Genomic DNA, 23,789 nt, shown 5'->3' with positions numbered 1-23,789 from the left:
CGGACGCTAGACCCATCCGGCCCCGGAAGGGAACCGCGATGGGCGCCCCTGGCTGCCGGCGCGGGGCGGGTCCATGCTGCGCCGCGTGCTGCGCCTTCTCGTCCTGCTGATCGGCCTCGGCGCGCTCGCTGCCGCGTCCCTCGCCCTGTTCCGCGAGGCGCCCGCGCGCACCGGCGCCACCGCGGCGCCGCCTGCCATCGCCGCGCCGCAGGGCGCGCAATCCCCGCTCGCGACACCCTTCGGCGACGCGCTGTTCCGCTGGCGCTGCACCACCGGCCTGCGCGAGTCCCTCGGCGAGAACCCCGACTGGCCGCTGCGGCGCGTCGCCGCCTTCTGCCTCTGCGTCGCCGACCGCCTGCGCCAGGACGGCCCGCGCGACATCGTGATCAGCGGCGGCGGCACCGCCGAGGGCCTGGCCGCCGCCGAGGCGAGGCTTTGCCGCCGGCCCTGATGCCGGGCGGCGCGGGCCCGGCCCTTCCACGCGACGCCATGGCGCTGCGGAAGGCGGTGCCGTCGCCCGGCGCCATCCCGCCTCCGCCCCGTGCGGCGGCAGGCCCGAACCCGGCCGCGTCAGGGCTCCCACGCCGCCGCCGCGGCAGCGATCGCCGGCAGCCGCGCCGCGAAACTCTCCGACCGGCGCCCGCGCATCAGCCCCTGCAGCCGCGGCAGCGTGCCGCTCCGGTTCATCCACAGCATCAGGCTCGCCAGCGGCCCGACATCGCGGCGCAGGGTCAGCCGCTCCGCCTCGTCGAGGTCGTAGGGGTGGCAATAGGACCACAGCGCCCCCTCGCCGGCGCGGCGCGCCCAGTCGGTCGCGAGGCTCCTGAGCCGCCAGGGCGGCAGCCAGCGCAGATACATCCCGCCCAGGAAGGGCAGCGTCAGCGGCCCGACGCGCCCGACCGGGACCGGCACCTCGACCAGCCCCGAGGGCCAGCGGAAGGGCGCATCCGGCGCGCCCGGCCAGCCCGCCATCGGGTTGCGCGCCGGCAACACCGAGGAGGAATATGCGAAGCCGAGCGCGGCCAGCGCCTCCGGCACCCAGCCGGCGGCCGGGGTCAGGGAGAAGAACGGCGCGCGGTAGCCAAGCGGCGCCGCGCCCGTCAGCGCCGCCAGCCGGTCGCGCGCCGCCGCCATCCCGGCGTGGAAGGAGGCGGGCGTCTCGGCCGCGAGCTTGCGGTGCGCGTGGCCGTGCGAGGCCACCTCGTGCCCGCGCCGGTGGATCTCGCGCACCAGCGCCGGCTCCTCCCGGGCGACGGCATCGAGCACGAAGAAGGTCCCGGTCGAGCCCGCCTCCTCCAGCAGGTCCATCAGCCGGCGGGTCTGCGGGCCCGCGGCGGCGCCGCCATGGCCCTCCACGTCCACGGTGAAGGTGAAGCGGGCGGGCAGGGCGGCGAAGGCGCGCTCGGCCCGCGCCATCGCCCTTGTTCGGGCGCTTTCGCGTTGATAGGTAAGAGTTCCGGGAGCGGCTGGCATGCCATCGTGAAGTCGCCAGCCCCCAAGGATCCGTCAAGGCCATGCCGGGGCCGCGACGGCCGGCTCCCGGGGCGTGGAATGCGAGGCGCGACGGGAGACCGCGAGTGACGACGACCCTCTCCTTGGAACAGGAGGTCGCCCGGCTGATCGTCGAGGCGCTGCACCTCGAGACGGCCCCGGAGGACATCGACCCGGAGGCGCCGCTGTTCGGCGATGGACTCGGCCTCGATTCGATCGACGCGCTCGAGATCGCGCTCGCCGTCTCCAAGCGCTACGGCTTCCAACTCCGCTCCGACGACGAGCGCAACCACCGCATCTTCGCCTCCCTGCGCGCACTCGCCGCGCATATCGAGACCCACCGGACGGCCTGAGCGCCATGCGCCTGGCGCCGCGGCTCGCCGTCTCGCTGCCGCTCTCGGGACTGTTCGTCGCGGCCCATGCCATGGGGGCCGACCTTGCCGCGGCGGTGGCGGCGGCCGGTGCGGCGGGTGCGGTGCTCGCGCCGTCCCAGCGGATGGCCGGCGTGTGCCTTGCCGCCGGCGCCACCGCGGCGGCGCTTCTGGCGGCGGCGCTGACGCTCGGCACCGCGGCCCTGCTCGCGGCGCTGCCCGTTCTCGGCCATCTCGGCTTCGCCTGGCATTTCGGGCGCACCCTGGCGCCGGGGCAGGAGGCGCTGATCACCCGCTACACCCGCGCCGATCTCGGCGAGCCCGGCCCGCGCCTCGCCGCCTATACCCGCGCGCTCACCCTGTTCTGGACGCTCGCCTTCCTCGGCTTCGCGCTGGTGGGCGCGGCGGCCATGGCCGGGTTCGGGCCATCGCCGGCACGGGCGGCGGCGGCCTCGATCGTGGTCTCGGCGGTGCTGTTCCTCGCCGAGCACGCGCTGCGGCTGCGCCTCTTCCCCGACCTGCCGACGCATCCCTGGCGCACGCTGCGCGCCATCTGGCGCGTGGATGTCCTGGCCGATGCCCGCTGAACCGGCCTTCCCGCTGACCGCGCGCGCGCCAGGTGAGGTCCTGTTCCGCCGCGGCGCCGAGCCGGTGACCACCGCCCGCTTCCTCGCCGAGGCGGCCGGCCTCGCCGCGCGGCTTCCGGCGGAGGGGCCGGTGCTGAATGTCTGCGCCGACCGCTACCTCGCGCTGCTCGGCTTCGCCGCGGCGCTGATGCGCGGGCAGGTCACGCTGCTCTCGGCCGACCGCACGCCGCAGCGCCTTGCCGAGATCGCCGCGCGCCACGGCGCGCGCTGCGCGCTGTCCGACACGCCGGCCTCGCTGCCCCTGCCCGTCATCGCCCCGGCGGCCGAGGCCGGCCCCGAGGCGCCGAACCCCGCCATTCCCGCCGCGCGCATCGCCGCCATCGGCTTCACCTCCGGCAGCACCGGCGAGCCGCAGCCCCATGCCAAGCCCTGGGGCGCGCTGGTGGCCGGCGCCCGGGCGGCCGCCGCCCGCTTCGCCGTGGCCCCGGGGACGAGCATCGTCGGCACCATCCCCGCCCAGCACATGTACGGCTTCGAGACGACGCTGATGCTGCCGCTGCACGGCGGGGGCGCGGGCCATGCCGGGCCGGTCTTCTACCCCTCGGACATAGAGGCCGCGCTCGCCGCCGTGCCGGCGCCGCGCCTGCTCGTCACCACGCCGCTGCAGATGCGCGCCCTGCTCGGCACCGGCATCGCCCTGCCGCCGCTGATCGGCGTCATTTCCGCCACCGCCCCGCTGGATGCCGCCCTCGCCGCCGAGGCCGAGGCCGCCTGGGGCGCGCCGGTGCGCGAGATCTATGGCGCCACCGAGGCCGGCTCCATCGCCTCCCGCCACACGACCCGGGAGGAGGGCTGGGAGCCCTATCCCGGCGTCGCCTTCACGATCGGCGAGGAGGGGGCGAGCGTCACCGTCCCCGGCCTGCCTGCCCCGGTCCCGCTCGCCGACCGCCTGGAATGGTGCGGGCAGGGGCGGTTCCGCCTCGCGGGGCGGCTGACGGACATGGTCAAGCTCGCGGGCAAGCGCGCCTCCATCGCCGGCCTCACCCGCATCCTGACGGCCATCGAGGGGGTGGAGGACGGGGTGTTCCTCGCCCCGCCCGACCTCGATCGCAACCCGCGCGCCCGCCTCGCCGCCGCCGTGGTCGCGCCGGGGATGGACGCGAAGGCCGTCCTCGCCGCCCTGCGCGAGCGGGTGGAGCCCGCCTTCCTGCCGCGCCCCGTCGTGATGCTCGACGCGCTGCCGCGCGACGCGGTGGGCAAGATCAGCCGCGCCGCCATCGCCGCCCTCGCCTGGAAGCGGTGAGCGTCCCCGGCGGGACGGCGCGGCGTGCCCGGTCCCCGGCGACCTGCGCGCATCCGCCCCCGCTTCCCGCTGCCGGCCTTCGCCGGCGCGCCGGGGCGCGGGCGGCCGCCATGCCCCTTGCCTCCGGCACCGGCGACGGGTTCAACCGCGCCATGCGCCACGAGACGGATTTCGCCATCCCCGCCGACCACCCCGCGCTGCCCGGCCATTTCCCTGGCCGGCCCGTGGTGCCGGGCGTGGTGCTGCTCGACCGCGTGGCGGCGGCGGCGCGCGCCGCCTTCGGCCTCGGCCCGCTCGCCGGCCTGCCGCGCGCGAAATTCGCCGCCCCCGTGCTGCCGGGCCAGGAGGTCCGGGCGACGCTGACCCTGCTCGGCCCCGGCCGGGTCGGCTTCGCGCTCGCATCGGCGGGCAGGCCGGTCGCCTCGGGCGAGGCGCTGTTCGCCCCGTGAGCGGCACCGCCGCCTGGGCCCGCACGCCGGAGCGCGGCAGCGGCGCGGCGCTGCGGCTGATGACGCGCATCGCCCTCGGCCTCGGCTGGCCGGTGGCCAATGCGCTGCTGCATCCGGTCACGCTGTTCTTCCTCGCCACCGCGCCGGCCTCGCAGCGCCGGGCGATGCGCCGCTACCTCGCGCGCGCGCTGGGGCGCGAGGCGGGCTGGCGCGACCTCTGGCGCCTGTGGTTCTGCTTCGCCTCCTGCATGCTCGACCGGGTCTTCCTGCTCACCGGCCGCACCGCCGCCTACCGGCTGGAGATCGATGGCACGGCGATGCTGCGCGAGGCCGCCGCGCGCGGGGAGGGCCTCGTGCTGCTCGGCGCGCATATGGGATCCTTCGATGCGCTGCGCGCGATCGGCGGCGCGGGCGCGCCGGTCGAGATCCGCATGCTGATGCATCCCGGCGGCGGCGCGGCGGATGCGCTGTTCGACAGCCTCGACCCGGCCCGCGCCGGCTCGGTGATCCCGCTCGGCCGCCCCGATTCCATGCTGGAGGCGCGCGAGGTGATCGCGCGCGGCGGCATCGTCGGCCTGCTCGCCGACCGCGCGACGCGCGCCGACCGCATGGTGCCGGTGCCCTTCCTGGGCGCGCCCGCGCCGCTGCCGGCCGGGCCGATGACGCTCGCGGCCATCCTCCGCGCGCCGGTAGTGCTCGGTTTCGCGCTGCGCACCGGGCCGCGCCGCTACACGCTGCGCTTCGAGCCCTTCGCCCCCGCCCTCGACCTGCCGCGCGGTGCGCGCGAGGAGGCGATCGCCCGCTGGCTCGCCCTCTATGCCGAGCGGCTCGGCGAGATCTGCCGCGCCCATCCCTACAACTGGTTCAACTTCCACGACGTCTGGGCGGAGGAGGCGTGAGGCGCCGCGCCCTGCTCGCCGCCGCGCTGCTGCCCGCAGCACCCGCGCGCGCGCAGGCGCTTCTCGCGCAGGTGATGGCGGCGCTGGCCGCGACGCGCGAGAGCCGCGCCGCCTTCGTCGAGGAGAAGGAACTGCCCGAGCTCGAAAGTCCGCTCGTCGCGCGCGGTCTGCTCGCCTGGCGCGCCCCCGACCGGCTCGAGAAGCGCACCACCGAGCCCTTCCAGGAACGCCTGCTGGTCGAGGGCGACCGCCTGCTGCTCGAACGCCCCGACCGCGGCACGCGGCAGGAGACGGCACTCGACGCCGCACCCGAGATCCGCCCGCTGGTCGAGGCGATCCGCGCCACCCTGGCCGGTGACGCCGCGACGCTTGCCGCCCATCACGAGGTCGCCGCCGCCGGCAGCCCGGCGCGCTGGCGCATCACCCTCGTGCCGCGTTCGGCGCGCGTGCTCGCCGCCGTGCAGCGCATCGTGCTCGAGGGCGAGCACGGGCGGCTGCTGGTGGTCGAAACGCAGGGCCGCGACGGGCGCTCGCGCCTCGCCGCCACGCCGCTGCCATGAGGCGCCACGCGCCGCTCCTGCTCGCGCTGCTGCTGGCCGCGGCGGCCTTCGCGCTGGCGCTGCGCCATGTCCCGCTGCGCGCCGACATCGCCGACTTCCTGCCTGCCGCGCAGGGCGAGGAAGCCGCCTTCCTGCTGCGCGAACTGCGCGAGGGTGCCGGGACGCGCCTGCTGCTCGCCGGCATCGAGGGCGCGCCGGAGGCCGAACTCGCCCGCCTCTCCCGCGCCATGGCCGAGCGGCTGCGCGAATCAGGCCTGTTCGCGGTGGTCGCCAACGGCCCGCCGCAGCCCACCGATGCCGAGGCCGCGCTGCTGTTTGCCCGGCGCTACGCCCTCTCGCCCGCCACCACGCCCGAGGCCTTCACCGAGCCCGCGCTGCGCGCCGCGCTCGAGGCCGTGCTGGACGGGTTGCGCTCCTCCGCCGAGCCGCTGGTCCGGCGCTTCGCCTTCGCCGACCCGACCGGCGCCTTCCCTGCCCTGCTGCGCGGCTGGGCGCAGGAGCACCGGATCGCCCTTCATGACGGCGTCTGGATGGCCGAGGGCCCGCGCGCCCTGCTGCTGATGGAAACCCGCGCCGGCGGCATGGACCCAGAGGCCCAGGCCCGCGCCGCCGAGGCCGCCCGCGCCGCCTTCGCCGCCGCCGCGCCTTCCGGGGAGGCGCGGCTTCTGCTCTCGGGCCCCGGCGTCTTCGCCGCCGCGGCGGCCGAGGCGATCCGCGCCGATGTGCGCCTGGTCTCGATCCTCTCCGCGAGCCTGGTCGCCGCGTTCCTGCTGTGGCGCTACCGCTCGCTGATGCTGCTCGGTGCCGTCGCGCTGCCGGTGCTGCTCGGCGCGCTCGCCGGGCTGCTCGCGGTGCAGGCGGCCTTCGGCCATGTCCATGGCGCAGCCTTCGGCTTCGGCATGACGATGCTCGGCGTCGCGGCCGACTACCCCGTCGTGGTGGTCGCGCACCGCGCGCCGGGCGAGAGCGTGGGTGAGGCCGCGCGGCGGGTCTGGCCGACGCTGCGCCTCGCGGTCGCGACCTCGGTGGCGGGGCTGACGCCGATGCTGGCCTCGGGCTTCCCGGGCCTCGCGCAGCTCGGCCTCTTCGCCGGGGCGGGGCTGCTTGCCGCCGCCCTCGCCGCGCGGCTGCTGCTGCCGGCCCTGCTGCCGGCCGAACCGCCCGCCCTGCGCCCGCTGCCGCGCGGGGCGATGGACGCGGTCGCGGCGCTCGCCGCGCGGCGGCGGCTCGTGCCCTGGCTGCTCGGCGGCGTGGCGGCGGCGCTGCTGCTCGCCGGCGCGCCGCGGCTCGAACGCGACATCGCGGCGCTGAGCCCGGTGCCGGAGGCGCTGCGCGAGCTCGACGGCAGGCTGCGGGCGCAGGCCGGCGCGCCGGATGTGCGCCTCGTGCTCTCGGTGCGGGCGCCGGATGCCGAAGGCGCGCTGGTCGCCGCCGAACGCGCCGCCGCCGCGCTCACGGCCGCCGGCGCCGCCGCCGCGTTCGACCACCCGGCGCGCTGGCTGCCGAGTGCGGCCACCCAGCGCGCACGCCTCGATACGCTGCCGGATGCCGCCACCCTCGCCGCCCGGCTCGAGGCCGCGCGCGCCGGCCTGCCCTTCCGCCCCGGCGCCTTCGCGCCGTTCCTCGAGGATGTGGCGGCGGCCCGCGCGGCCGGTCCGCTCACGCCCGATGCGCTGGAGGGGGCGCCGCTGCTTGCCGCCCGCCTCGCCACGCTGCTGCGGCCCGAGAACGGCGGCTGGCGCGCCCTGCTGCTGCCCGAGGGCGCGCAGGATCCCGCCGCGCTGCGCGCCGCCGCCGCGCCGGGCCTGCTGGTCGTGGACATCAAGGCCGAGACCGAGAGGATCCTCGATGCGGGCATCGCGACGGCCCTGCGCTGGGGCGGGCTCGGGGCGGGGCTGGTGCTCGCGCTGCTGCTCGCCGGGCGCGGCCGTGCCGGGCTGCGCCTCGCCCTTGTGCCGGGCGGCGCGCTGCTGCTCGCCTTCGCCGCGCTGCACCTGCTCGGCGAGAGGGTGAGCGTGTTCCACCTCACCGCCGCGCTCTTGCTGGCGGGCGTGGGCATGGATTATGCGCTGTTCATGTCGCGCATGACGCAGGAGGATGCCGCCGAGGACGCACGCGCCCTGGGCGCGGTCGTCACCTGCATGGTCACGACGCTGCTCACCTTCGGCCTGCTCGCGCTCTGCCGCACACCCGTGCTGCACGCGATGGGGCTGACCGTGAGCCTCGGCGTCGCCGCGGCCTTCCTGCTCGCCTGCGCGCTGGCGCCGCCGCGGCGCGGGCGCGCATGAGGCGCATGTTCCCGCTGCGCATCACCGCCTACACCGCCACCAGCGCCATGGGCGCCGGGCTCGCCGCGACGCGCTCCGCCCTCGCCGCGCGCCGCAGCGGGCTTGCGCCCTGCGACCTGCCGGACATGCCGCCGGGCATCTGGATCGGCCGCGTGCGCGAGGCCGAGGCGGTGGAGCCGCCCGCCCCGCTCGCCGCCTTCGCCTGCCGCAACACCCGCCTTGCGGAACTCGCGCTGCGCCAGGACGGCTTCATGGAGGCGGTCGCCGCCGCCGCCCGGCGGCATGGCGCGCAGCGCATCGCGGTGGTGCTCGGCACCTCGACCTCCGGCATCGAGGAGACCGAGCGCCGCTGGTCGCGCCGCGACGCGGCGGGCGCGCTCGCGCCCTACGACTTCGCCCGCACCCACGACCTGCACGCCCTGCCGCGCTACGTGCGCGCGCGGCTCGGCCTCGCCGGTCCCTGCGTCTCGGTCTCCACCGCCTGCACTTCGGGCGCGCGCTCCTTCCTCGATGCCGCCACGCTGATCGCGGCCGGCCTCGCCGATGCCGCGGTTGTGGGCGGGGCGGACACGCTCTGCCGCCTCACCCTGCACGGCTTCGGCTCGCTCGAACTGCTCGCGCGCGGCCCGACCCGCCCCTGCGCCGAGGACCGCGACGGCATCAGCATCGGGGAGGCTGCGGCCTTCGCGCTGCTCGAACGCGCGGGGCCCGGGGATGGCGGGGCGCTCGCGCTGCTCGGCGGCGGCGCGTCCTCGGACGGGCACCACATGTCCTCCCCGCATCCGGACGGGCATGGCGCCGTGACGGCGATGCAGGAGGCGCTTGCCAGCGCGGGACTCGCGCCCGCGGCCATCGGCTACGTCAACATGCACGGCACCGGCACGCGCGCGAACGACGCGATGGAGGACCGCGCCATCGCGCGCGTCTTCGGCGATGCCGTGCCCTGTTCCTCCACCAAGGGCTGGACGGGCCACACGCTCGGCGCCTCGGGCGCGCTGGAGGCGGCGATCAGCGCGATCTGCGTCGAGGAGGGGCTGGTGCCCGGCTGCCTCGGCCTCGACCGGCCGGACCCGTCCTTCGCCTCGCGCATCGCGGTGGCGAACATCGCCGCGCCGGTCGCGCGGGTGCTGTCCAACTCCTTCGGCTTCGGCGGCAGCAACTGCGCGCTGGTGATCGGGCGGCTGCCGTGAGCGCGCCGGGCGGCATCGCGGGGGGCGGCGGCGGGGCGTGCAGCCTCGGCATCGCGGGCATCGGCGTGCTCGGGCCGGGGCTGGCGGGCTGGCAAGCCGCCATGCCCGTGCTCGCCGGCGAGGCGCCGTTCGAGGCCGCGCCCTTCACGCCGCCGCCGCCCGCCCTGCTGCCCGCGACCGAGCGCCGCCGCACCGGCCCCTCGGTCCGCCTGGCGCTGGCCGTCGCCGCCGAGGCCGTCGCCGCGAGCGGCCTGCCGCCCGAGGAGCTCGACACGATCTTCGCCAGTTCGAACGGCGAGCCGCAGGTCATCGTCTCCATCCTCGATGCGCTGCATGCGCCGGATGGCGCGATATCGCCGACCCAGTTCCACAACTCGGTGCACAATGCCGCCGCCGGATACTGGGGCATCGCGGTCGGCTCGGCGCGGCCCTCGGCGAGCCTCGGCGGGCATGACTTCGCCTTCGCCACCGGGCTGATGCAGGCCGGGGCGCAGGTCGCGGCGCGCGGCCGGCCGGTGCTCTGCGTCGCGCATGACGTGCCGATGCCCGAGCCGCTCGATGCGCTGCGGCCGATGCAGGGCGCCTTCGCGGTGGCACTCGTGCTGACGCCCCGGCCCGGCCCGCATGGCAGCCTGGACCTGCGCTTCGCGCCCGAAGCCGTGGCGGAGGAGCCGCCGCTGCCGCCCCCCCTCGCGGCGCTGCGCGCGGGCAACCCGGCGGCGCGGTCGCTGCCGCTGCTCGCCGCGCTCGCGGCCCGGCGGCCGGCGCGGTTGCGCCTCGCGCTGCTCGAGGATGCCGCGCTCGACATCGCCGTCGCGCCATGACCGCGCTGCCCGCCACGCGCGCGGCGATCGCGCGGCTCATCCCGCACCAGGGCGCGATGTGCCTGCTCGACGCCGTGCTGTCCTGCGATGAAGGGGCGATCCGCTGCGAAGCGCGCAGTCATCGCGACGCCGCCAATCCGCTCCGGCGCGAGGGCGCGCTGCCGGCGCTCGCGGGGGTGGAATACGCCGCGCAGGCCATGGCGCTGCATGGCGCGCTGACCGCCGGGGCGCCGCAGGGGCCGGGCTTCCTCGTCGCGCTGTCGGGCGTGACGCTGGCCGCGGAGCGGCTCGACACCGCGGAGGCGCCGCTGCTCGTCACCGCCACCGCCCTCGCGCGCGAGAGCCGCGGCTTCATCTACGGCTTCGAGGTGGCCGAGGGGGCGCGCAGGCTGCTCGCCGGCCGCGCGACCATCCTCTTGGCCTGAGGGGCGGGCGCGATGGCGAGGCGGCTCGGCGTGCTGCTCGAATCCGGCGGGCATGCGCGCGGGCATTACGCGCTCGTGGTCGCCGCCGGCGCCGCGGCGCTGGGGCGGGAGGTGACGCTTTTCGCCACCAATCGCGGCTGCCTGCTGCTCGCCGAGCCCTGCCCGCTGATCGAGGACCCGCGCGAGGCGGCGCTCGCGGCGCGCGGCGTCGCCGGCATCGCCACGCTGCGCGCCGCCTGCGCCGAACTCGGCGTGCGCCTGATCGCCTGCGAGGCGGGGCTGAAGGCCGAAGCGCTGGACACCCTGCCGCTCCTCGGCGGGGTGGAGGTGGCCGGCATCGCCACCTTCCTCGAAGCGGTCGGCGAGGGGCAGGTCGTCACCCTGTAGCGCGCGCTTGACCCGGCAACGGGCCGGGGTGGACAGAGAGGGGCATGACGGTCCTCCTCCGCATCGCTGTCGTTGCGCTGGCGATCGCTGGCACCCTGCCGGCGGCCGGGCAATCCTCGCTCGGCGGCGCGGGCAGCCTGCCGCCGCCGCAACGGCCGGGCGGCAGCCCCGCGCCGGCCGCGACCCCCCGCCCGGCCACGCCGCCCGCGGCCACGACGCCGCAGCCGAGCCCCGCACCCGCCGCGCGCCCCGCCGCCCCGGCCCGGCCCCAGGCCGCCCAGCGCCCGGCCGCGCCGCGCGCCCAGCCCGCCCCGCAGGCCGCGCCCGTGGTGCGCCCGCCGAACCGGCCCGATGCCCGCCCCGGCGGCGCCACCGCCCAGCGCCCGCCGCGCGGCCAGGCCGGCACCCAGGGCCGCGCCGCCGGCGCGGCGGCCGGTGCCGCGGCGGCAGGCGCGGCCGCGGGCGCCGCCGCCGCCCCGGCCCGTCCGCCCGAACCTGCCGCGCCCGCCACCCCGCCGCCGGAGCCCCAGCCCACGGTCGGCTCCGTGACCAACCTGCCGCTGCCGCGCTTCGCCGCCCTGCGCTCGGATTCGGTGAACCTGCGCAGCGGCCCGGGCACGCGCTTCCCGATCGAATGGACCTACCAGCGGCGCGACCTGCCGGTGGAGATCATCCGGGAGTTCGAACTCTGGCGCCGCATCCGCGACCCCGAGGGGACGGAGGGCTGGGTGCATCAGTCCACGCTGATGGGCCGGCGCAGCGTGATCGTGCGCGGCGCGCCGGGCAGCGAGGCCATACTGCGCCGCCGCCCCGAGCCGGAGGCCGCGCCCGTCGCCCGGCTGCGCCCCGGCGTCGTGCTGCGCCTGCGGCAATGCGAGGCCCGCAGCGCGTGGTGCGAGGCGCAGGTGGGCGAGCATCGCGGCTTCATCCGCCGCGCCGAGGTGTGGGGCGTGGGCGCGGAGGAGGAGGTGCGCTAGCGCGCCGGTCGCGCCGGCCGCGCCGCCCGCGCGATGCGCCCTGGACGCGCGGCCCACCGCCGCCTTAGCCTGCGCCCATGCCGGACGAAACCCGCATACCCGCGACGCACGACATCGGTGGCCTCGCCCGCTTCCGCTGCACCCCCGTCGAGCACGACGAGGCGCCGCCCGACGCCTTCGGCAAGCGCGTGGACGCGCTGCGCCAGGTGCTCGCGCAGAAGAAGCTGATGACCGTGGACGAGCTGCGCCGCGGCATCGAGAGCATCCCCGAGGAGGAGTATTTCGCCCTCGGCTATTACGAGCGCTGGCTGCGCTCCATCGCCGCGCTGATGGTCGAGAAGGGCCATGTGGACGCGGAGGCGCTGAAATGAGCGGCGCCGCCCGCTTCACCCCCGGCGCCCGGGTGCGCGTGCGGGACGACTGGCCCGAGCGCCGCGGCCCCTGCCACATCCGCACGCCGCACTACATCCGCGGCCGCACCGGCACCGTGGTCCGCCCGCTCGGCGCCTTCGCCAACCCGGAGGACCTCGCCTTCGCCCGCCCCGCGCCGGCGCGCACCCTCTACCACGTGCTCTTCGAGCAGGGGCCGATCTGGCACGAGGGCAGGCCCGGCGACACGGTGATGGTCGAGGTCTTCGAACACTGGCTGGAACCCGCCGAGGGAGGCGCCTGATGGCCGCACCGCCGCGCCCCGAGAGCCTCGCCCTGCTCGATCGCCTGGTCGCCGCGCTGGAGGCGAAGGGCATCGTCACCGAGGCCGAGATCGCCGAGCGCCAGGCGAACACCGACAAGGCGAGCCCCGAGACCGGCGCGCGCATGGTCGCCCGCGCCTGGACCGACCCCGCCTATCGCGCGCTGCTGCTGTCGGACGGCGCCGCGGCGGCCGAGGCGATGGGCGTCTCCATGGCCGGGGCGCCGCCGCTCGGCGTGCTCGAGAACACGCCGACGCGGCATCACCTCGTCGTCTGCACGCTGTGCTCCTGCTACCCGCGCGCCGTGCTCGGCTACCCGCCGGGCTGGTACAAGTCCTTCGCCTACCGCGCCCGCGCCGTGCGCGAACCCCGCGCGGTGCTGGCCGAATGGGGGCTGATGCTGCCCGACAGCGTGGAGGTCCGCGTGGTGGACAGCACGGCGGACTATCGCTGGATGGTGCTGCCCATGCGCCCGGCCGGCACGGAAGGCTGGGACGAGGCGCGGCTCGCCTCCATCGTCACGCGGGACGCGCTGGTCGGCGTCGCGGTGCCCAAGGCCGGCTGATCATGCCCGCGCGCGGGGCTGGCGGGGCGGCCGCGCGCGGAACCACGTCCTGATTCCCCGCGGACAATGCACCAACCTTTGCCCGCGGGGCATCAGGCGGGCGCGGCCTCCTGCGGCGGCGGATCCTCGCCCACCTGCACCGTGACATCCACGGCGAGCGCCTCGAAATCCGCCGCCTCGCCGATATAGCCGCCGCCGACCGGCACGGCCTGCTCGGGCGTGCGGGTGGAGCCCACGCGGATCAGGTTCTGCCCGGCGACGAGGCCGTTGGTCGGGTCGTATTCCACCCATCCGGCGCCGGGCACATAGACCGCGACCCAGGCATGGGTGGCGCCGCCGCCGACCGTGCCGGCGCCGCCCGCCTCGTAGAGGTAGCCGGTGACGAAGCGCGCCGCGAGGCCGAGGCTGCGCACCGCCTCCATCATCAGCAGGGTGAAGTCGCGGCAGGCGCCGCGGCCGGTCTCGAGCGTCGTCACGGGGCTGTTGGTGCCCTCGGCGTCGCGCGCCTCGTAGGCGAATTCCTCCTTGATGGCGCGGGTCATGGCCTCGAGCATCGCCAGGGTGCGCGTCTGCCCGCCCTGAGCGAGGAAGCGCCGTGCCCAGGCATCCACGCGGCGCGCGGGGTCGGGCAGGTGGCGCTCGGCGAGGTGGGCGAGATCGGGCGCCTCCTCCGCGCCGTAGGAGAAGGGGAAGATCTCCACCGACGGGTCGAGCGTGGCGCGCGGCAGCGCAGGCCCGGCCGGGTAATGCGTGAGGTCGAGGCTGGAGACGATCTCGAGCGCCTCGGTCCGTTCCGCGGGATCCCAGTCGAGCAGGCAGACCGAGTTGCCGAACACGTCATGCGCCCAGCGCGTGGCGGCGGCAGGCGGGGAGACGGCGAGGGTCGCCTCGTGCAGCCGGAGGTCGTGGCTGTCCCGCGGGCGGACCATCAGCCGGTGCTGCGCGAGCCCGACCGGCTTGCGATAGGTGTAGCGCGTGGCGTGGCGGATGCGGACGCGGGGCATGACGGCAATCTCTCGGAGCGCCGCAACCTATAGCGCCGCGGCTGCGCCGGCCGCCATGAGGCGGATGGTCGCGGGCCGTGCCGCCGCATCGGGAAGGCACGCCTATCGGACTGCGGCGCGGACGCGCGGCTGCACGTCATGCCGGCGGAAGCCGTCGCGCCGCGGCAGGCGCGAGCCCGCCCGGCCATCCGCTCCGCGCCCCCTGTCGTCTGTCCGTCCGGGAACGCCATGCTCCGCCGGACGCCATGCTTCGTCATGACGCCGCGCGGCGCCGTCGGGCCCTCCGGCGCATGCGCGAAGGGCGGCACCGGCTGCGGCAATCCCGCCGACGCATCGCGGCGACGCCGCCCTCACCGCTCCTGGATGCTGGGGCCGCCGCGGCCGACGGTGATCTCCACGCCCGAGCGCTGGCTGTCCTGATGCATCCTGACCGCCCCGCCGATCAGCGCGGCGACCATGATGCCGCCCAGGAAACAGAGGGTGTCGCGGTTCGACATTCTGCGTGCTCCTGCCGTGCTGGCGGGAGCGGCGCGCATCGCCGCGGCGGGTTTCATTCCGCCGGTGCCAGCCCCGCCGCGCGCGCGGCCTGGATCGCGAGCCGCGCGCAGAGCTCGAAGGTGGGCATCGGCACGCCGGCCTCCCGCGCCAGGAGCATCGGCACGGTGAACAGCGCGTCCACCTCCATCGCGCGGCCAAGTTCGAGATCCTGCAGGATCGAGGGCTTGTGCGCGATCATGCCGGAGCGTCGGATGCGCGCCTCGGCCGGCGTGGCGAGGTCGTGGCCATAGGCGAGGGCGAGGGCGGCGCCTTCCTCGGCGATCCGCACCCCGGCGGCGAAGATCACCGGGTCCGCGAAGGTCGTCATCATGTCCTGGCGCGAGAGCAGGCAGAGCGGGCCGGAGGTCAGGTTGCCCATCAGCTTGCCCCAGACGCGGTGGCGGATGTCCGGCACCACGTCGGTCGGCATGCCGCCCGCGCTCATCGGCCGGGCGATGGCGAGCGCGCGCTCGCTGAGGGTGCCGTCGGGCTCGCCGAGGAACAGGCGCAGATCGGCGTGTTCGGAGGTGACGATCCCGGGCTCCACCACGGCGCTGGCGGAATAGACGACGCCGCCGAGGGTGCGCGCGATGCCGATGCGCGATTCGATGACACCGCCCGGATCGAGCACGGGCAGCCGACGCCCTTCCTGCGCCCCACCATGGCGGAGGAAGTACCACCAGGGAATGCCGTTGGTGACAAAGGCGACGGCCGTAGCCGGGCCGAGCAATGGGCCGATGGCCTCGGCCACCGCCGGCAGCGCGGGCACCTTGGTGGTGACGAGCACCGCGTCCACCGGGCCGATCGCCGCCGGATCGGCTTCCGCCTGCACGCGCACATGATGCGTGCCGTCATGGGCGCGCAGCGTGATGCCCTTCTCGCGCATCGCCTCGAGATGCGCGCCGCGCGCGACGACGGAGACCTCCGCACCGCCGAGGGCGAGGCGCGTGGCGAGGTGGCTGCCGATGGCCCCGGCGCCGAAGACGCAGATGCGGGTCACGGCGCGTGGTCCCTCAGCATGGCGCAGATCGCGGCGCCGGCGGCGACCAGGCGTTCGGTGATGGCCGCGCCATGGGCCGCATTGGCGCCGCGCGGATCGGGTGCTGCGACGCCGCCGGGGGCCACCTCCTCGACCCACATCGGCACGGCGAACTCCACGCCGCGGCTGCGGATGGCGCCGAAGCCCGTGGGCGGCGTGCCGAGATAGGGGCCGGTCGGCTCGCGCATGCGGGCCTGCTCGGGGCGGCAGAGATCGGGTCGGAGATACAGCGTGACCGAGGCCACCGGATCGCCGCCATGGCCGAAGCGTTCCGGCGCGCCGCCCAGTTCGGCATGCAGCTTCCCGGCCTCGCGCCAGAGATGCAGCGCGGGGATGATGACCCCGTGGCGATGGCGGATGGCCCGCGCGGCGGCCTCGGCCGGCGCGATGGTTCCGGCATGGCCGTTGACGATGAGGATGCGCCGCGTACCGGTCCGGATGAAGGCCTCGGCCATCTCCTCGATGACGGCGGTCAGCGTCGGCACGCTGAGGGTGATGCCGCCGGCCACGCCGGCGAAGAAATCCTCCCCGCCGAAGGGGATGGCGGGGGCGACCAGCGCGTCGGCGCCGGCGGCCAGCGCGGCGGCGGCGATGCGCGCGGCGAGCTCCTCGGCCACCAGGTAGTCGCCCATGGGCAGGGCGGGGCCATGGGTCTCGAGGCTGCCCATGGGCAGGATGGCGACGGCGCCGGCACCGAGGCGGGAGGCCACCTCGGGGGCGGTGAGTTCGGCGATGCGGTGGGTCATCGGGCGCCTCAGGAGGGTTCAGCCGGCGCCGCAGCAGCGCGCGCCGCCGGCCGCCTGAACCGGCGGGCAGGGCACGCTGCCGTAGGAGCAGAACACGCAGCAGTCCCCCGGCCGGGGCCGGAGCACGCGGCCGCAGCCGGTGCAGTCGTAGAAGAACTGGCAGGCGTCGGTCGGCATGCGTTCGAGGCGCCGCGTGCCGCAATGCGGGCAGGTCAGCATCGACTCCAGGACGGGCGCGGCGGTCACGACAGGAGCTCCAGCGCCGCGCGGCTCAAGGCCTGCACGCCGAGGCCGATGCAGCGTTCGTCGGGCTGGTAGAAGGCGTTGTGCAGACGGTCCTCCCGCCCCGGCGCGCCGGAGCCGATGCGCAGCTGGAAGGCGGGCGCGCGCGCTGCGAACTCGGCGAAATCCTCCGAGCCCATGGAGGGCTCGCCTTCCTCGGGTGCGATGCCGGTCTGCGCGGCGACCGCGGCGATCACCGGCTCCAGCACGCGGGCGTCGTTGACGAGCGGCGGCACCTTGCGTTCGTAGCGCATCTCGCAGGCCACGCGCAGGCTCGCCTGCAGCCCGTCCGCGAGGCGTTTCAGCGCGGCCTCGGCGGTGTCGCGCGCATCGGCGTGCAGGGTGCGGACCGTGCCCTTGAGATGCACCCGCTCGGGGATGATGTTGTAGGTGGTCCCGCCCTGCACCATGCCCACGGTGACGACGGCGGGATGCAGCGGCTTGATCTCGCGGCTCACGACCGTCTGCGCCTGGGCGATGAAATGCGCGGCGGCGACGATCGGATCCACGGCGGCATAGGGATGCGCGGCGTGGCCGGATCTGCCGCGCACCGTCAGGTCGAAGCGGTCCGAGGCGGCGAGGCAGGCGCCGCGAACGAAGCCGAAACTGCCCACCGGCATGTCCGGGTGGTTGTGGAAGCCGAGCGCGAGATCCACGCCATCCGCCGCGCCGTCGGCGATCATCGCGGCGGCGCCTTCCAGGATCTCCTCGGCCGGCTGGAAGACGAGGCGCGCCGTCCCGGCGATCTGCGGCGCGAGCGCCTTCAGCACGGCCGCGACGCCGAGCAGCGTCGCGGTGTGGATGTCGTGGCCGCAGGCGTGCATCTGCCCCTCGATGGTCGAGGCGAAGGCGATCCCTGTCTCTTCATGGATGGGCAGTGCGTCCATGTCCGCCCGGATGGCGAGCGTGGGGCCGGGGCGGGCGCCGCGGATCTCCGCCACCACCCCGGTGCGGCCGATCCCGGTGCGCGGCTCGAGACCGAGGCGCGCGAGTTCGGCGGCGACGATGCCCGCGGTGCGTGTCTCCTGGAAGGCGAGTTCCGGCACGCGATGGATGTCCCGCCGCAGCGCGACGAGGCGCGGTTCGGCCGCCTCAGCGGCTTCGCGGATGGCGCGCTGCGGATCGTTGGCGAGCATCGGTCTGGGTTCCGGCGCAAGGCTGATGGCGGGCAGCATAGGAAGGCGGCGCGGTGATACAAGGCTCGGCTTGCGGGGCGGTGTGGCGCATGCGATAGGGCAAGACAGAAATTGGGGGGCGAGATGTCCTGGAAGCCCGGGCGGCGTTTGCTCATCGCCGCGTCCATTCCTGTCCTTGCCGCGCCGCGCGCGGGGTCCGCGCAGGCATGGCCGTCGCAGCCGATCCGTCTGGTGGTGCCCTTCGCGCCGGGTGGCACGACCGACCTCGTGGCGCGGCTGCTCGCCGCCGGCCTGCAGGAAAGGCTTGGCGTGTCGGTGGTGGTGGAGAACCGCGCCGGCGCCGGCGCGACGGTGGGCAGCGAATCGGTCGCCCGCGCAGCACCGGACGGCTACACGCTGCTGATGTCGAACATCGCGAGCCACGGCATCAGCCCGTCGGTCTATCGCGGGCGCATCCGCTACGACGCGGTGGCCGATTTCGCGCATATCGCACTCGTCATCTCGAACCCGACCGTGTGGGTGGCGAACCCGCGCGCGGGCATCAGGACGCTGGCCGATGCGGTGGCGCGGGCGCGCAGCCCGCAGGGGCTTGATGTCGCGACCTCGGGCGCGGGCTCGTCGAACCATCTGCTGGTGGTGCGGATGGGCCAGATCATCGGCAAGGAGCTGAACCACATCCCGTTCCGCGGGGCGGGGCCGGCGATGCAGGCGGTGATCGCGGGCCAGGTGCCGATGATGTCGGACAGCCTGCCCTCGGCCAGTTCGCACATCCGCCAGGGTTCCGTGCTGGCGGTGGCGATGGCGGCGGCGCAGCGGCACCCCTCCTTCCCCGATGTACCGACCTTCCGCGAGCAGGGCTTCGACCTCGCGAGCGAATCCTGGTTCGGCCTCTCCGCACCGGCCGGCACGCCGGCGGCGATCGTCGAGCGGCTGAACCGCGAGACGCGCGCCTTCCTCGCGACGGATGCCGTCAGGGCGCGCTTCGCGGAGCTCGGCGGCTCGGCGGGCGCGATGTCGCCCGAGGAGTACACCGAGTTCGTTCGCCGCGAGATCGCCGCCTGGGCGCCCCTCGTGCAAGCGTCAGGAGCGACTGCCGACTGAGCACGACAAGCAAGAAATCGCTGTTCAACTAGACCAAGAAGAATCGCCGGGACCCACCTAATTTGCCCGCGAGGGCAGGCGAAACAGCATGAAGCCAAATACGAAGGATCTGATCTCGGCAGGCATCCTGCTGAGTTTTGCCCTGGTCGGTCTCCTGATCAACGGCGGCCTGTTCGGCCTGGGCTGGGAGCAGCATGCGCTCGGTTCGGCGCGGCGCATGGGGCCGGGCTACATGCCGATGCTCGCGTTCTGGATCCTGATGGGTCTGGGCGTGGCGGTGCTCGTGCTCGGCCTGTTCAACGGGCCCGACCCGCTCGAGAAATGGACCCCGAGCGAGGTCATCTACCTCATCGCCGGTGCGGTCGGCGGCACGGCGGCAGGGATCGCCGCCTCCCACATGCCGGGCTGGATCGGCGCGGGCTGGAACCCGCTCGGCATCGGGCTGTTCGTCGGCTGCATGATCCCGAGCATCATCGAGAGCTGGCGCCCGCTGTTCCTCGTCAGCGCGGCCTTCACCCTGTTCGGGCTGGTGCTGGAATCGCTCGGCTTCATGGTCGCCATCACGATCTCGGTCGTGCTCGCCTCCTTCGCGGACAAGACGCACCGGCCGCTCGGCGTCGCGGGGCTGGTGCTGTTCCTCTGCGCGCTCTGCTGGTTCGTCTTCATCTGGTACCTCGACATACGGGTGCCGGTCTGGCCCGAGCTCGGCCGGTAAGGAAGCGCCGCCATGGACCTTTTCGCGAACCTGGCGCACGGCTTCGCCGTCGCGCTCACCTGGAACAACATCCTCTTCTGCCTGATCGGCTGCGTCATCGGCACGGCGATCGGCGTGCTTCCGGGCATCGGGCCGGTGGCGACCATCTCGCTGCTGCTGCCCATCACCTTCGGCCAGCCGGCGACCACGGCCATCATCATGCTCGCGGGCATCTACTACGGCGCGCAGTATGGCGGCTCGACCACCTCGATCCTGCTCAACCTGCCAGGCGAGGTCAGTTCGGTCGTCACAACGCTCGAGGGCTACAAGATGGCCCGGCGCGGGCGGGCGGGCGCGGCGCTCGCCATCGCGGCGATCGGCTCCTTCTTCGCCGGCACGGTCGCCACGCTGCTGGTCGCGGCCTCAGGTCCGCTGCTGACGCAGGTGGCGCTGTCCTTCGGGCCGGCTGACTACTTCTCGCTGATGTTCCTCGGGCTGATCATCTCGGCCGTGCTGGCGCAGGGCTCGGTGGTCAAGTCCATCGGCATGGTGATCTTCGGCGTGGCGCTCGGCATGGTGGGCACCGACGTGCAGACCGGCCAGCAACGCTTCACCTTCGGCATCCCCGAACTGTCGGACGGTGTCGGCTTCGTCTCGATCGCCATGGGCATGTTCGGCATCGCCGAGATCATCATGAATCTCGAGCGTCCGGAATCCCGCAACGTCATGTCGGGCAAGGTCGGCAGCCTGATGATGACGCGCGAGGAGTTCCGCCGCTCGGTGCCCGCGGTGCTGCGCGGCACGGCGGTGGGTTCGGTCCTCGGCATCCTGCCGGGTGGCGGCGCGGCCCTCTCCTCCTTCGGCTCCTACATGATGGAGCGGAAGATCTCGAAGGGCCGGCACGAGTTCGGCACCGGCGCGATCGAGGGCGTGGCGGGGCCGGAATCGGCGAACAACGCCGCCTCCCAGACGTCGTTCATCCCGCTGCTGACGCTCGGCATCCCGGCCAATGCGGTGATGGCGCTGATGGTCGGCGCGCTGATCATCCAGGGCATCCAGCCCGGGCCCCGCATGGTCGAGGCGCAGCCCGACCTGTTCTGGGGCCTGATCGCTTCCATGTGGGTCGGCAACGTGATGCTGCTCATCATCAACCTGCCGATGGTCGGCATGTGGGTGAAGCTGCTCTCGGTGCCCTACCGGCACATGTATCCCTCGATCATGATCTTCTGCGCGATCGGCGTGTACTCGCTGCAGAACAACGTCTTCGACGTGTACCAGACGGTGTTCTTCGGCATCTTCGGCTACATGTGCTCGAAGCTCAGGCTGGAGGCGGCGCCGATGCTGATCGGCTTCGTGCTCGGCCCGATGATGGAGGAACATCTGCGCCGGGCCATGCTGCTCTCGCGCGGCAACTGGGGCGTATTCATCGAGCGGCCGATCAGCGCGGTGCTGCTCGGCATCGCTGCCATCGCCCTGGTGGCGATGCTGATGCCCAATGTCCGCAAGGGCAAGGACGCGGCGCTTCAGGAAGGCGGCTGAGGCAGCGTTCCATCCGGCAGCAGGGCGGGTTCCCGGTGGGGGCCCGCCCTATTCTTTTGCGCGGTGCTGATCGGAAATACGGAAATCTGGGTGCGTCCATATCTGCTGCATCGGAGACCTCCGCGAGCCGCGCATGGTCGTTTGGTGGAGGTTGTTGGAGCGGGCGTTGGCGATGGGTTTCGCGGCCAGGCAGTGGCGGTTCGGACGCGGTTCGCCTGTCATACGGGGAGGCGTTCGGCGCGGCGTAGGTTCATCGCCGTGCGGAGCAGGTGCGGATGGGCGCCGTCGCGCGACAGGCCGCGATGGCTGGCGCGGCAACGGCCGCAATTGCATGCGAGCGTGCCGAGGGCGTGTTAGACCTCGGGGCCTGGGCTTTGTTCATCCAGCGCTGCCACGATGCGAGCGGGCGCCGCGCATGGATGCGATGCATGATGCCCGGCTTCGGCCAACGCCTCACGCCGGGGCGCGCTGTCGAAAACCTTGTCCATGAGCACCCCGCCGCCAGTGACACCCCACGACGCAAGCTTCATGGCGCCCCCCCTTAGACGCCTCGCACCTGCCGGCCGGCGGCCAGGCTGTCGCCGAAACCGGCGCCGCCCAGCACGGCGTCGCGGATCAGGTCCGAGCCGAGACCGACCGCGACATGCGCCATGAAGTCGAGCAAAAGCGGCAGTCGACTTGCATAAAGCGGGGGTCGACTTGCATCGCGAAGGGCGGTATCTGAGACAGCCCATCGGGACCCGTAGCTCAGCTGGATAGAGCGTTGCCCTCCGAAGGCAAAGGTCGCACGTTCGAATCGTGTCGGGTCCGCCAAAACTTTCAAGCCGATAGCAAGCCTGCGCTCGAAGGCCGAAACACCCTGGCTGTCGGGAAGCCGGCAGCTTGGCTCGGATCGGTTCGATCCACCCAAAGACGGGCGTTTGCCACTTCGGCTGACTCATGCTTCATGCAAGCCGGCCGCCAAGGCAGGCGATGCGCGCTCATCCGCCAGGAAATGTGGCGTCCCCTAGGGGATTCGAACCCCTGTTACCGCCGTGAGAGGGCGGTGTCCTAGGCCTCTAGACGAAGGGGACCCGGGCCGGAGGCGCGCTTCTAGCCCCGTCTTCCGCCGGGATCAACACCCTTCCGCGCCGCGCCCGCCTTTCGCAGCGCCTCGGCGCGCCGCCCGTCGCGGCAGGCGTCGGAGCAGTGCCGCACCTCCTCCCAGTCCCGCGCCCATTTGCGCCGCCACGCGAAGGGGCGGCCGCAGGACGCGCAGGTCTTCTCCGGCAAATGCGGCTTGCGGTGCGCCATCGGCGGGTCAGTCGCGCAGCCGGACCTCGCCGATCCGCCGCGCCCCGCTCGGGTCGAGCAGGATCACCCGCTCCCCGTCCGGCCGCACCACCCAGACCGCGATCGCCCGCTCCGTCGCGGCGATGCCGCCGATGCGGCTCCCCTCGGGCTCGCCGAGCGCAAGCGCTGACGGCGCGCCGCCCCCCGGCGCCGCGCCAAGACGCTGGACGAGCAGCACCGCGAGCGTCACGGTGCCGGCCACGATCAGCACCCCCATCCCGATCACCAGAGCCTTGAGCGCCGCCACGCCATCCCCCTCGTTCGCCGAACCCGGCCGCGCCGAAGCCGTCGCGCCGCCCGAGGCCGCCGGCACCCGCGCCGACCGCTTCCTCGCGGATGCCATAGGTTCGCTCTCGCGCTCCCGGGTCAAGGCGCTGATCGAAGCGGGCCACGCCAGCCGCGACGGCGCGCCGCTCACCGACCCGTCGGAGGCGGTGCGGCCCGGTTCGCTCTACGTGCTCGCCATCCCTCCCGCCGCGCCGGCCACGCCGCAGGCCCAGCCCATCCCGCTGAGCGTGGTGTTCGAGGATGCCGACCTGATCGTGGTGGACAAGCCCGCCGGCCTCGTCGTCCATCCCGCGCCCGGCAACCCGGACGGCACGCTGGTCAACGCGCTGCTCGCCCATGCGGGGGAGGACCTGCCCGGAATCGGGGGGGAGAAGCGCCCCGGCATCGTCCACCGGCTGGACAAGGACACCTCCGGCCTGATGGTCGCCGCCAAGACCGAGCGCGCCCACCGCGCCCTCTCGGAGGCCTTCGCCAACCGCGACCTCGACCGCGCCTATCTGGCGCTGGCCTGGGGCCTGCCGGCGCCGCTCGCGGGCGAGGTCAGCGCCCCGATCGGCCGCCATCCCGGCGACCGCAAGCGCATGGCGGTGGTCGAGCGCGGCGGCAAGCCCGCCACCACCCGCTATGCGGTCGAACGCGCCTGGGGCGGCGCCGTCGCCCTTGTGCGCTGCCGCCTGCTCACCGGCCGCACCCACCAGATCCGCGTGCATCTGGCCCATATCGGCCATCCGCTGGTGGGGGATCCGGTCTATCTGCGCCGCACCCCGGCTGCGGCGCGCCTGCTGCCCCCTGCGCCCCGGGACGCCCTGCTGGCGTTTCCCCGCCAGGCGCTGCATGCGGCCACGCTGGGATTCCGCCACCCGGTGACGGGCGAGTCGCTCGCCTTCGAAAGCCCGCCGCCGGCGGATTTCGCGGCGCTGGTCGCGTTGCTGGATGGTAACGGCCAGTAACCCGACTATTGCACTCGGTTTTTGTTGCGCCCGGGCGGGCGGCGCGGTAGATAAGCGGCGTCGGATTCCGAAGGGCGCCAGAAGATGCCCCGTCCGGCCCGCCCCGCCGTGACCGGGGCAGGCGGCCCGGTGC

Annotated in this window: 30 protein-coding genes and 2 tRNA genes; 21 read left to right on the top strand and 11 right to left on the bottom strand. The window is 74.7% G+C overall.

Annotated elements, in window-relative coordinates:
* Positions 1–85: 85 nt before the first annotated feature.
* Positions 86–451, top strand: coding sequence for a hypothetical protein (locus FHS88_RS04570; protein WP_184481766.1), 366 nt, complete (start codon positions 86–88; stop codon positions 449–451).
* A 119-nt stretch (positions 452–570) separates the two neighbouring features.
* Here the strand turns inward: FHS88_RS04570 and FHS88_RS04565 are convergent, their stop codons facing one another.
* Positions 571–1,416, bottom strand: a complete 846-nt coding sequence (locus tag FHS88_RS04565; protein ID WP_184481764.1) for a DUF3473 domain-containing protein — start codon at positions 1,414–1,416, stop codon at positions 571–573.
* A gap of 161 nt (positions 1,417–1,577) precedes the next feature.
* Here FHS88_RS04565 and FHS88_RS04560 point away from each other — a divergent pair, with 161 nt between their 5' ends.
* From FHS88_RS04560 to FHS88_RS04490, 15 genes are all read left to right on the top strand, one after another.
* Positions 1,578–1,844, top strand: coding sequence for a phosphopantetheine-binding protein (locus FHS88_RS04560; RefSeq protein ID WP_184481762.1), 267 nt, complete (start codon positions 1,578–1,580; stop codon positions 1,842–1,844).
* 5 nt (positions 1,845–1,849) lie between these two features.
* A complete protein-coding gene (locus tag FHS88_RS04555) occupies positions 1,850–2,449 on the top strand; it encodes a COG4648 family protein (protein WP_184481761.1) in 600 nt (199 codons plus the stop codon).
* Positions 2,439–3,752 carry an AMP-binding protein gene (locus FHS88_RS04550; protein WP_184481759.1) on the top strand — a complete coding sequence of 438 codons (1,314 nt, stop codon included), beginning with the start codon at positions 2,439–2,441 and terminating at the stop codon, positions 3,750–3,752. Before FHS88_RS04555 ends, FHS88_RS04550 begins: the two co-directional genes overlap by 11 nt.
* Before the next feature lie 110 nt (positions 3,753–3,862).
* A complete protein-coding gene (locus FHS88_RS04545; protein WP_211842740.1) occupies positions 3,863–4,201 on the top strand; it encodes a hypothetical protein in 339 nt (112 codons plus the stop codon).
* Positions 4,198–5,100 carry an LpxL/LpxP family acyltransferase gene (locus FHS88_RS04540; protein ID WP_184481757.1) on the top strand — a complete coding sequence of 301 codons (903 nt, stop codon included), beginning with the start codon at positions 4,198–4,200 and terminating at the stop codon, positions 5,098–5,100. The genes FHS88_RS04545 and FHS88_RS04540 overlap by 4 nt, the downstream gene beginning before the upstream one ends.
* On the top strand, positions 5,097–5,660 hold the full coding sequence (locus FHS88_RS04535; protein ID WP_184481755.1) for a LolA-related protein: 564 nt from the start codon (positions 5,097–5,099) through the stop codon (positions 5,658–5,660). The genes FHS88_RS04540 and FHS88_RS04535 overlap by 4 nt, the downstream gene beginning before the upstream one ends.
* Positions 5,657–7,948, top strand: a complete 2,292-nt coding sequence (locus FHS88_RS04530) for an MMPL family transporter (RefSeq protein ID WP_184481753.1) — start codon at positions 5,657–5,659, stop codon at positions 7,946–7,948. Before FHS88_RS04535 ends, FHS88_RS04530 begins: the two co-directional genes overlap by 4 nt.
* 5 nt (positions 7,949–7,953) lie before the next feature.
* On the top strand, positions 7,954–9,138 hold the full coding sequence (locus FHS88_RS04525) for a beta-ketoacyl-ACP synthase (RefSeq protein WP_184481751.1): 1,185 nt from the start codon (positions 7,954–7,956) through the stop codon (positions 9,136–9,138).
* Positions 9,135–9,962, top strand: coding sequence for a beta-ketoacyl synthase chain length factor (locus FHS88_RS04520; RefSeq protein ID WP_184481749.1), 828 nt, complete (start codon positions 9,135–9,137; stop codon positions 9,960–9,962). Before FHS88_RS04525 ends, FHS88_RS04520 begins: the two co-directional genes overlap by 4 nt.
* Positions 9,959–10,387: a hydroxymyristoyl-ACP dehydratase gene (locus tag FHS88_RS04515; RefSeq protein ID WP_184481747.1), complete on the top strand. Its 429-nt coding sequence runs from the start codon at positions 9,959–9,961 to the stop codon at positions 10,385–10,387. The genes FHS88_RS04520 and FHS88_RS04515 overlap by 4 nt, the downstream gene beginning before the upstream one ends.
* 12 nt (positions 10,388–10,399) lie before the next feature.
* Positions 10,400–10,774 (top strand): DsrE family protein, encoded by a 375-nt coding sequence (locus FHS88_RS04510; RefSeq protein WP_184481744.1) that lies wholly within the window; start codon positions 10,400–10,402, stop codon positions 10,772–10,774.
* Positions 10,775–10,818: 44 nt separating this feature from the next.
* Positions 10,819–11,751, top strand: coding sequence for an SH3 domain-containing protein (locus FHS88_RS04505; RefSeq protein ID WP_221244329.1), 933 nt, complete (start codon positions 10,819–10,821; stop codon positions 11,749–11,751).
* A gap of 77 nt (positions 11,752–11,828) precedes the next feature.
* The gene (locus FHS88_RS21045; protein WP_184481742.1) at positions 11,829–12,122 is read left to right on the top strand and encodes an SH3-like domain-containing protein; all 294 of its coding nucleotides are present in this window, start codon (positions 11,829–11,831) and stop codon (positions 12,120–12,122) included.
* Positions 12,119–12,424 (top strand): SH3-like domain-containing protein, encoded by a 306-nt coding sequence (locus FHS88_RS21040; protein ID WP_184481740.1) that lies wholly within the window; start codon positions 12,119–12,121, stop codon positions 12,422–12,424. Before FHS88_RS21045 ends, FHS88_RS21040 begins: the two co-directional genes overlap by 4 nt.
* Positions 12,424–13,008, top strand: coding sequence for a nitrile hydratase subunit alpha (locus tag FHS88_RS04490; RefSeq protein WP_184481738.1), 585 nt, complete (start codon positions 12,424–12,426; stop codon positions 13,006–13,008). Before FHS88_RS21040 ends, FHS88_RS04490 begins: the two co-directional genes overlap by 1 nt.
* A 92-nt stretch (positions 13,009–13,100) precedes the next feature.
* On the opposite strand, the gene FHS88_RS04485 is transcribed toward FHS88_RS04490, so the two are convergent.
* From FHS88_RS04485 to FHS88_RS04460, 6 genes are all read right to left on the bottom strand, one after another.
* Complete coding sequence (locus FHS88_RS04485) at positions 13,101–14,012, bottom strand: transglutaminase family protein (protein WP_184481736.1); 912 nt, start codon at positions 14,010–14,012, stop codon at positions 13,101–13,103.
* A 350-nt stretch (positions 14,013–14,362) separates the two neighbouring features.
* Positions 14,363–14,509 (bottom strand): hypothetical protein, encoded by a 147-nt coding sequence (locus tag FHS88_RS04480; protein ID WP_184481734.1) that lies wholly within the window; start codon positions 14,507–14,509, stop codon positions 14,363–14,365.
* Positions 14,510–14,562: 53 nt separating this feature from the next.
* Entirely contained in the window at positions 14,563–15,549 is a 987-nt protein-coding gene (locus FHS88_RS04475) for a 2-dehydropantoate 2-reductase (RefSeq protein WP_184481732.1), read from the bottom strand.
* Entirely contained in the window at positions 15,546–16,334 is a 789-nt protein-coding gene (locus FHS88_RS04470; protein WP_184481730.1) for a creatininase family protein, read from the bottom strand. Before FHS88_RS04470 ends, FHS88_RS04475 begins: the two co-directional genes overlap by 4 nt.
* Positions 16,335–16,352: 18 nt before the next feature.
* A complete protein-coding gene (locus FHS88_RS04465; RefSeq protein ID WP_184482304.1) occupies positions 16,353–16,553 on the bottom strand; it encodes a GDCCVxC domain-containing (seleno)protein in 201 nt (66 codons plus the stop codon).
* Positions 16,554–16,576: 23 nt separating this feature from the next.
* Positions 16,577–17,752, bottom strand: coding sequence for a M20 metallopeptidase family protein (locus tag FHS88_RS04460; protein WP_184481728.1), 1,176 nt, complete (start codon positions 17,750–17,752; stop codon positions 16,577–16,579).
* A 234-nt stretch (positions 17,753–17,986) separates the two neighbouring features.
* On the opposite strand from FHS88_RS04460, the gene FHS88_RS04455 reads away from it, so the two are divergent.
* From FHS88_RS04455 to FHS88_RS04445, 3 genes are all read left to right on the top strand, one after another.
* Complete coding sequence (locus tag FHS88_RS04455) at positions 17,987–18,853, top strand: tripartite tricarboxylate transporter substrate-binding protein (RefSeq protein ID WP_184481726.1); 867 nt, start codon at positions 17,987–17,989, stop codon at positions 18,851–18,853.
* Between the two features lie 88 nt (positions 18,854–18,941).
* The gene (locus FHS88_RS04450) at positions 18,942–19,568 is read left to right on the top strand and encodes a tripartite tricarboxylate transporter TctB family protein (protein ID WP_184481724.1); all 627 of its coding nucleotides are present in this window, start codon (positions 18,942–18,944) and stop codon (positions 19,566–19,568) included.
* 12 nt (positions 19,569–19,580) lie between these two features.
* The gene (locus FHS88_RS04445) at positions 19,581–21,086 is read left to right on the top strand and encodes a tripartite tricarboxylate transporter permease (RefSeq protein WP_184481722.1); all 1,506 of its coding nucleotides are present in this window, start codon (positions 19,581–19,583) and stop codon (positions 21,084–21,086) included.
* Positions 21,087–21,627: 541 nt separating this feature from the next.
* Here the strand turns inward: FHS88_RS04445 and FHS88_RS21035 are convergent.
* On the bottom strand, positions 21,628–21,750 hold the full coding sequence (locus FHS88_RS21035; RefSeq protein ID WP_272872796.1) for a hypothetical protein: 123 nt from the start codon (positions 21,748–21,750) through the stop codon (positions 21,628–21,630).
* Between the two features lie 72 nt (positions 21,751–21,822).
* Between FHS88_RS21035 and FHS88_RS04440 the strand changes: the two genes are divergently transcribed.
* A tRNA-Arg gene (locus FHS88_RS04440) sits at positions 21,823–21,899 on the top strand.
* A gap of 184 nt (positions 21,900–22,083) precedes the next feature.
* Here the strand turns inward: FHS88_RS04440 and FHS88_RS04435 are convergent.
* From FHS88_RS04435 to FHS88_RS20520, 3 genes are all read right to left on the bottom strand, one after another.
* Positions 22,084–22,159 (bottom strand) — tRNA-Glu (locus FHS88_RS04435).
* Positions 22,160–22,178: 19 nt separating this feature from the next.
* Complete coding sequence (locus FHS88_RS04430; protein WP_184481720.1) at positions 22,179–22,379, bottom strand: DUF2256 domain-containing protein; 201 nt, start codon at positions 22,377–22,379, stop codon at positions 22,179–22,181.
* 7 nt (positions 22,380–22,386) lie between these two features.
* Positions 22,387–22,665, bottom strand: a complete 279-nt coding sequence (locus tag FHS88_RS20520; protein WP_338146401.1) for a DUF6476 family protein — start codon at positions 22,663–22,665, stop codon at positions 22,387–22,389.
* Here FHS88_RS20520 and FHS88_RS04425 point away from each other — a divergent pair.
* The gene (locus FHS88_RS04425; protein WP_246419440.1) at positions 22,652–23,656 is read left to right on the top strand and encodes an RluA family pseudouridine synthase; all 1,005 of its coding nucleotides are present in this window, start codon (positions 22,652–22,654) and stop codon (positions 23,654–23,656) included. The genes FHS88_RS20520 and FHS88_RS04425 overlap by 14 nt on opposite strands.
* The last annotated feature ends 133 nt before the right edge of the window (positions 23,657–23,789 follow it).

The sequence above is a fragment of the Neoroseomonas alkaliterrae genome (genome assembly GCF_014199195.1).
Taxonomy (GTDB): domain Bacteria; phylum Pseudomonadota; class Alphaproteobacteria; order Acetobacterales; family Acetobacteraceae; genus Neoroseomonas; species Neoroseomonas alkaliterrae.
Note: the sequence above shows the minus strand (reverse complement) of the source record. Positions and strands in the feature narration are given on the sequence as shown.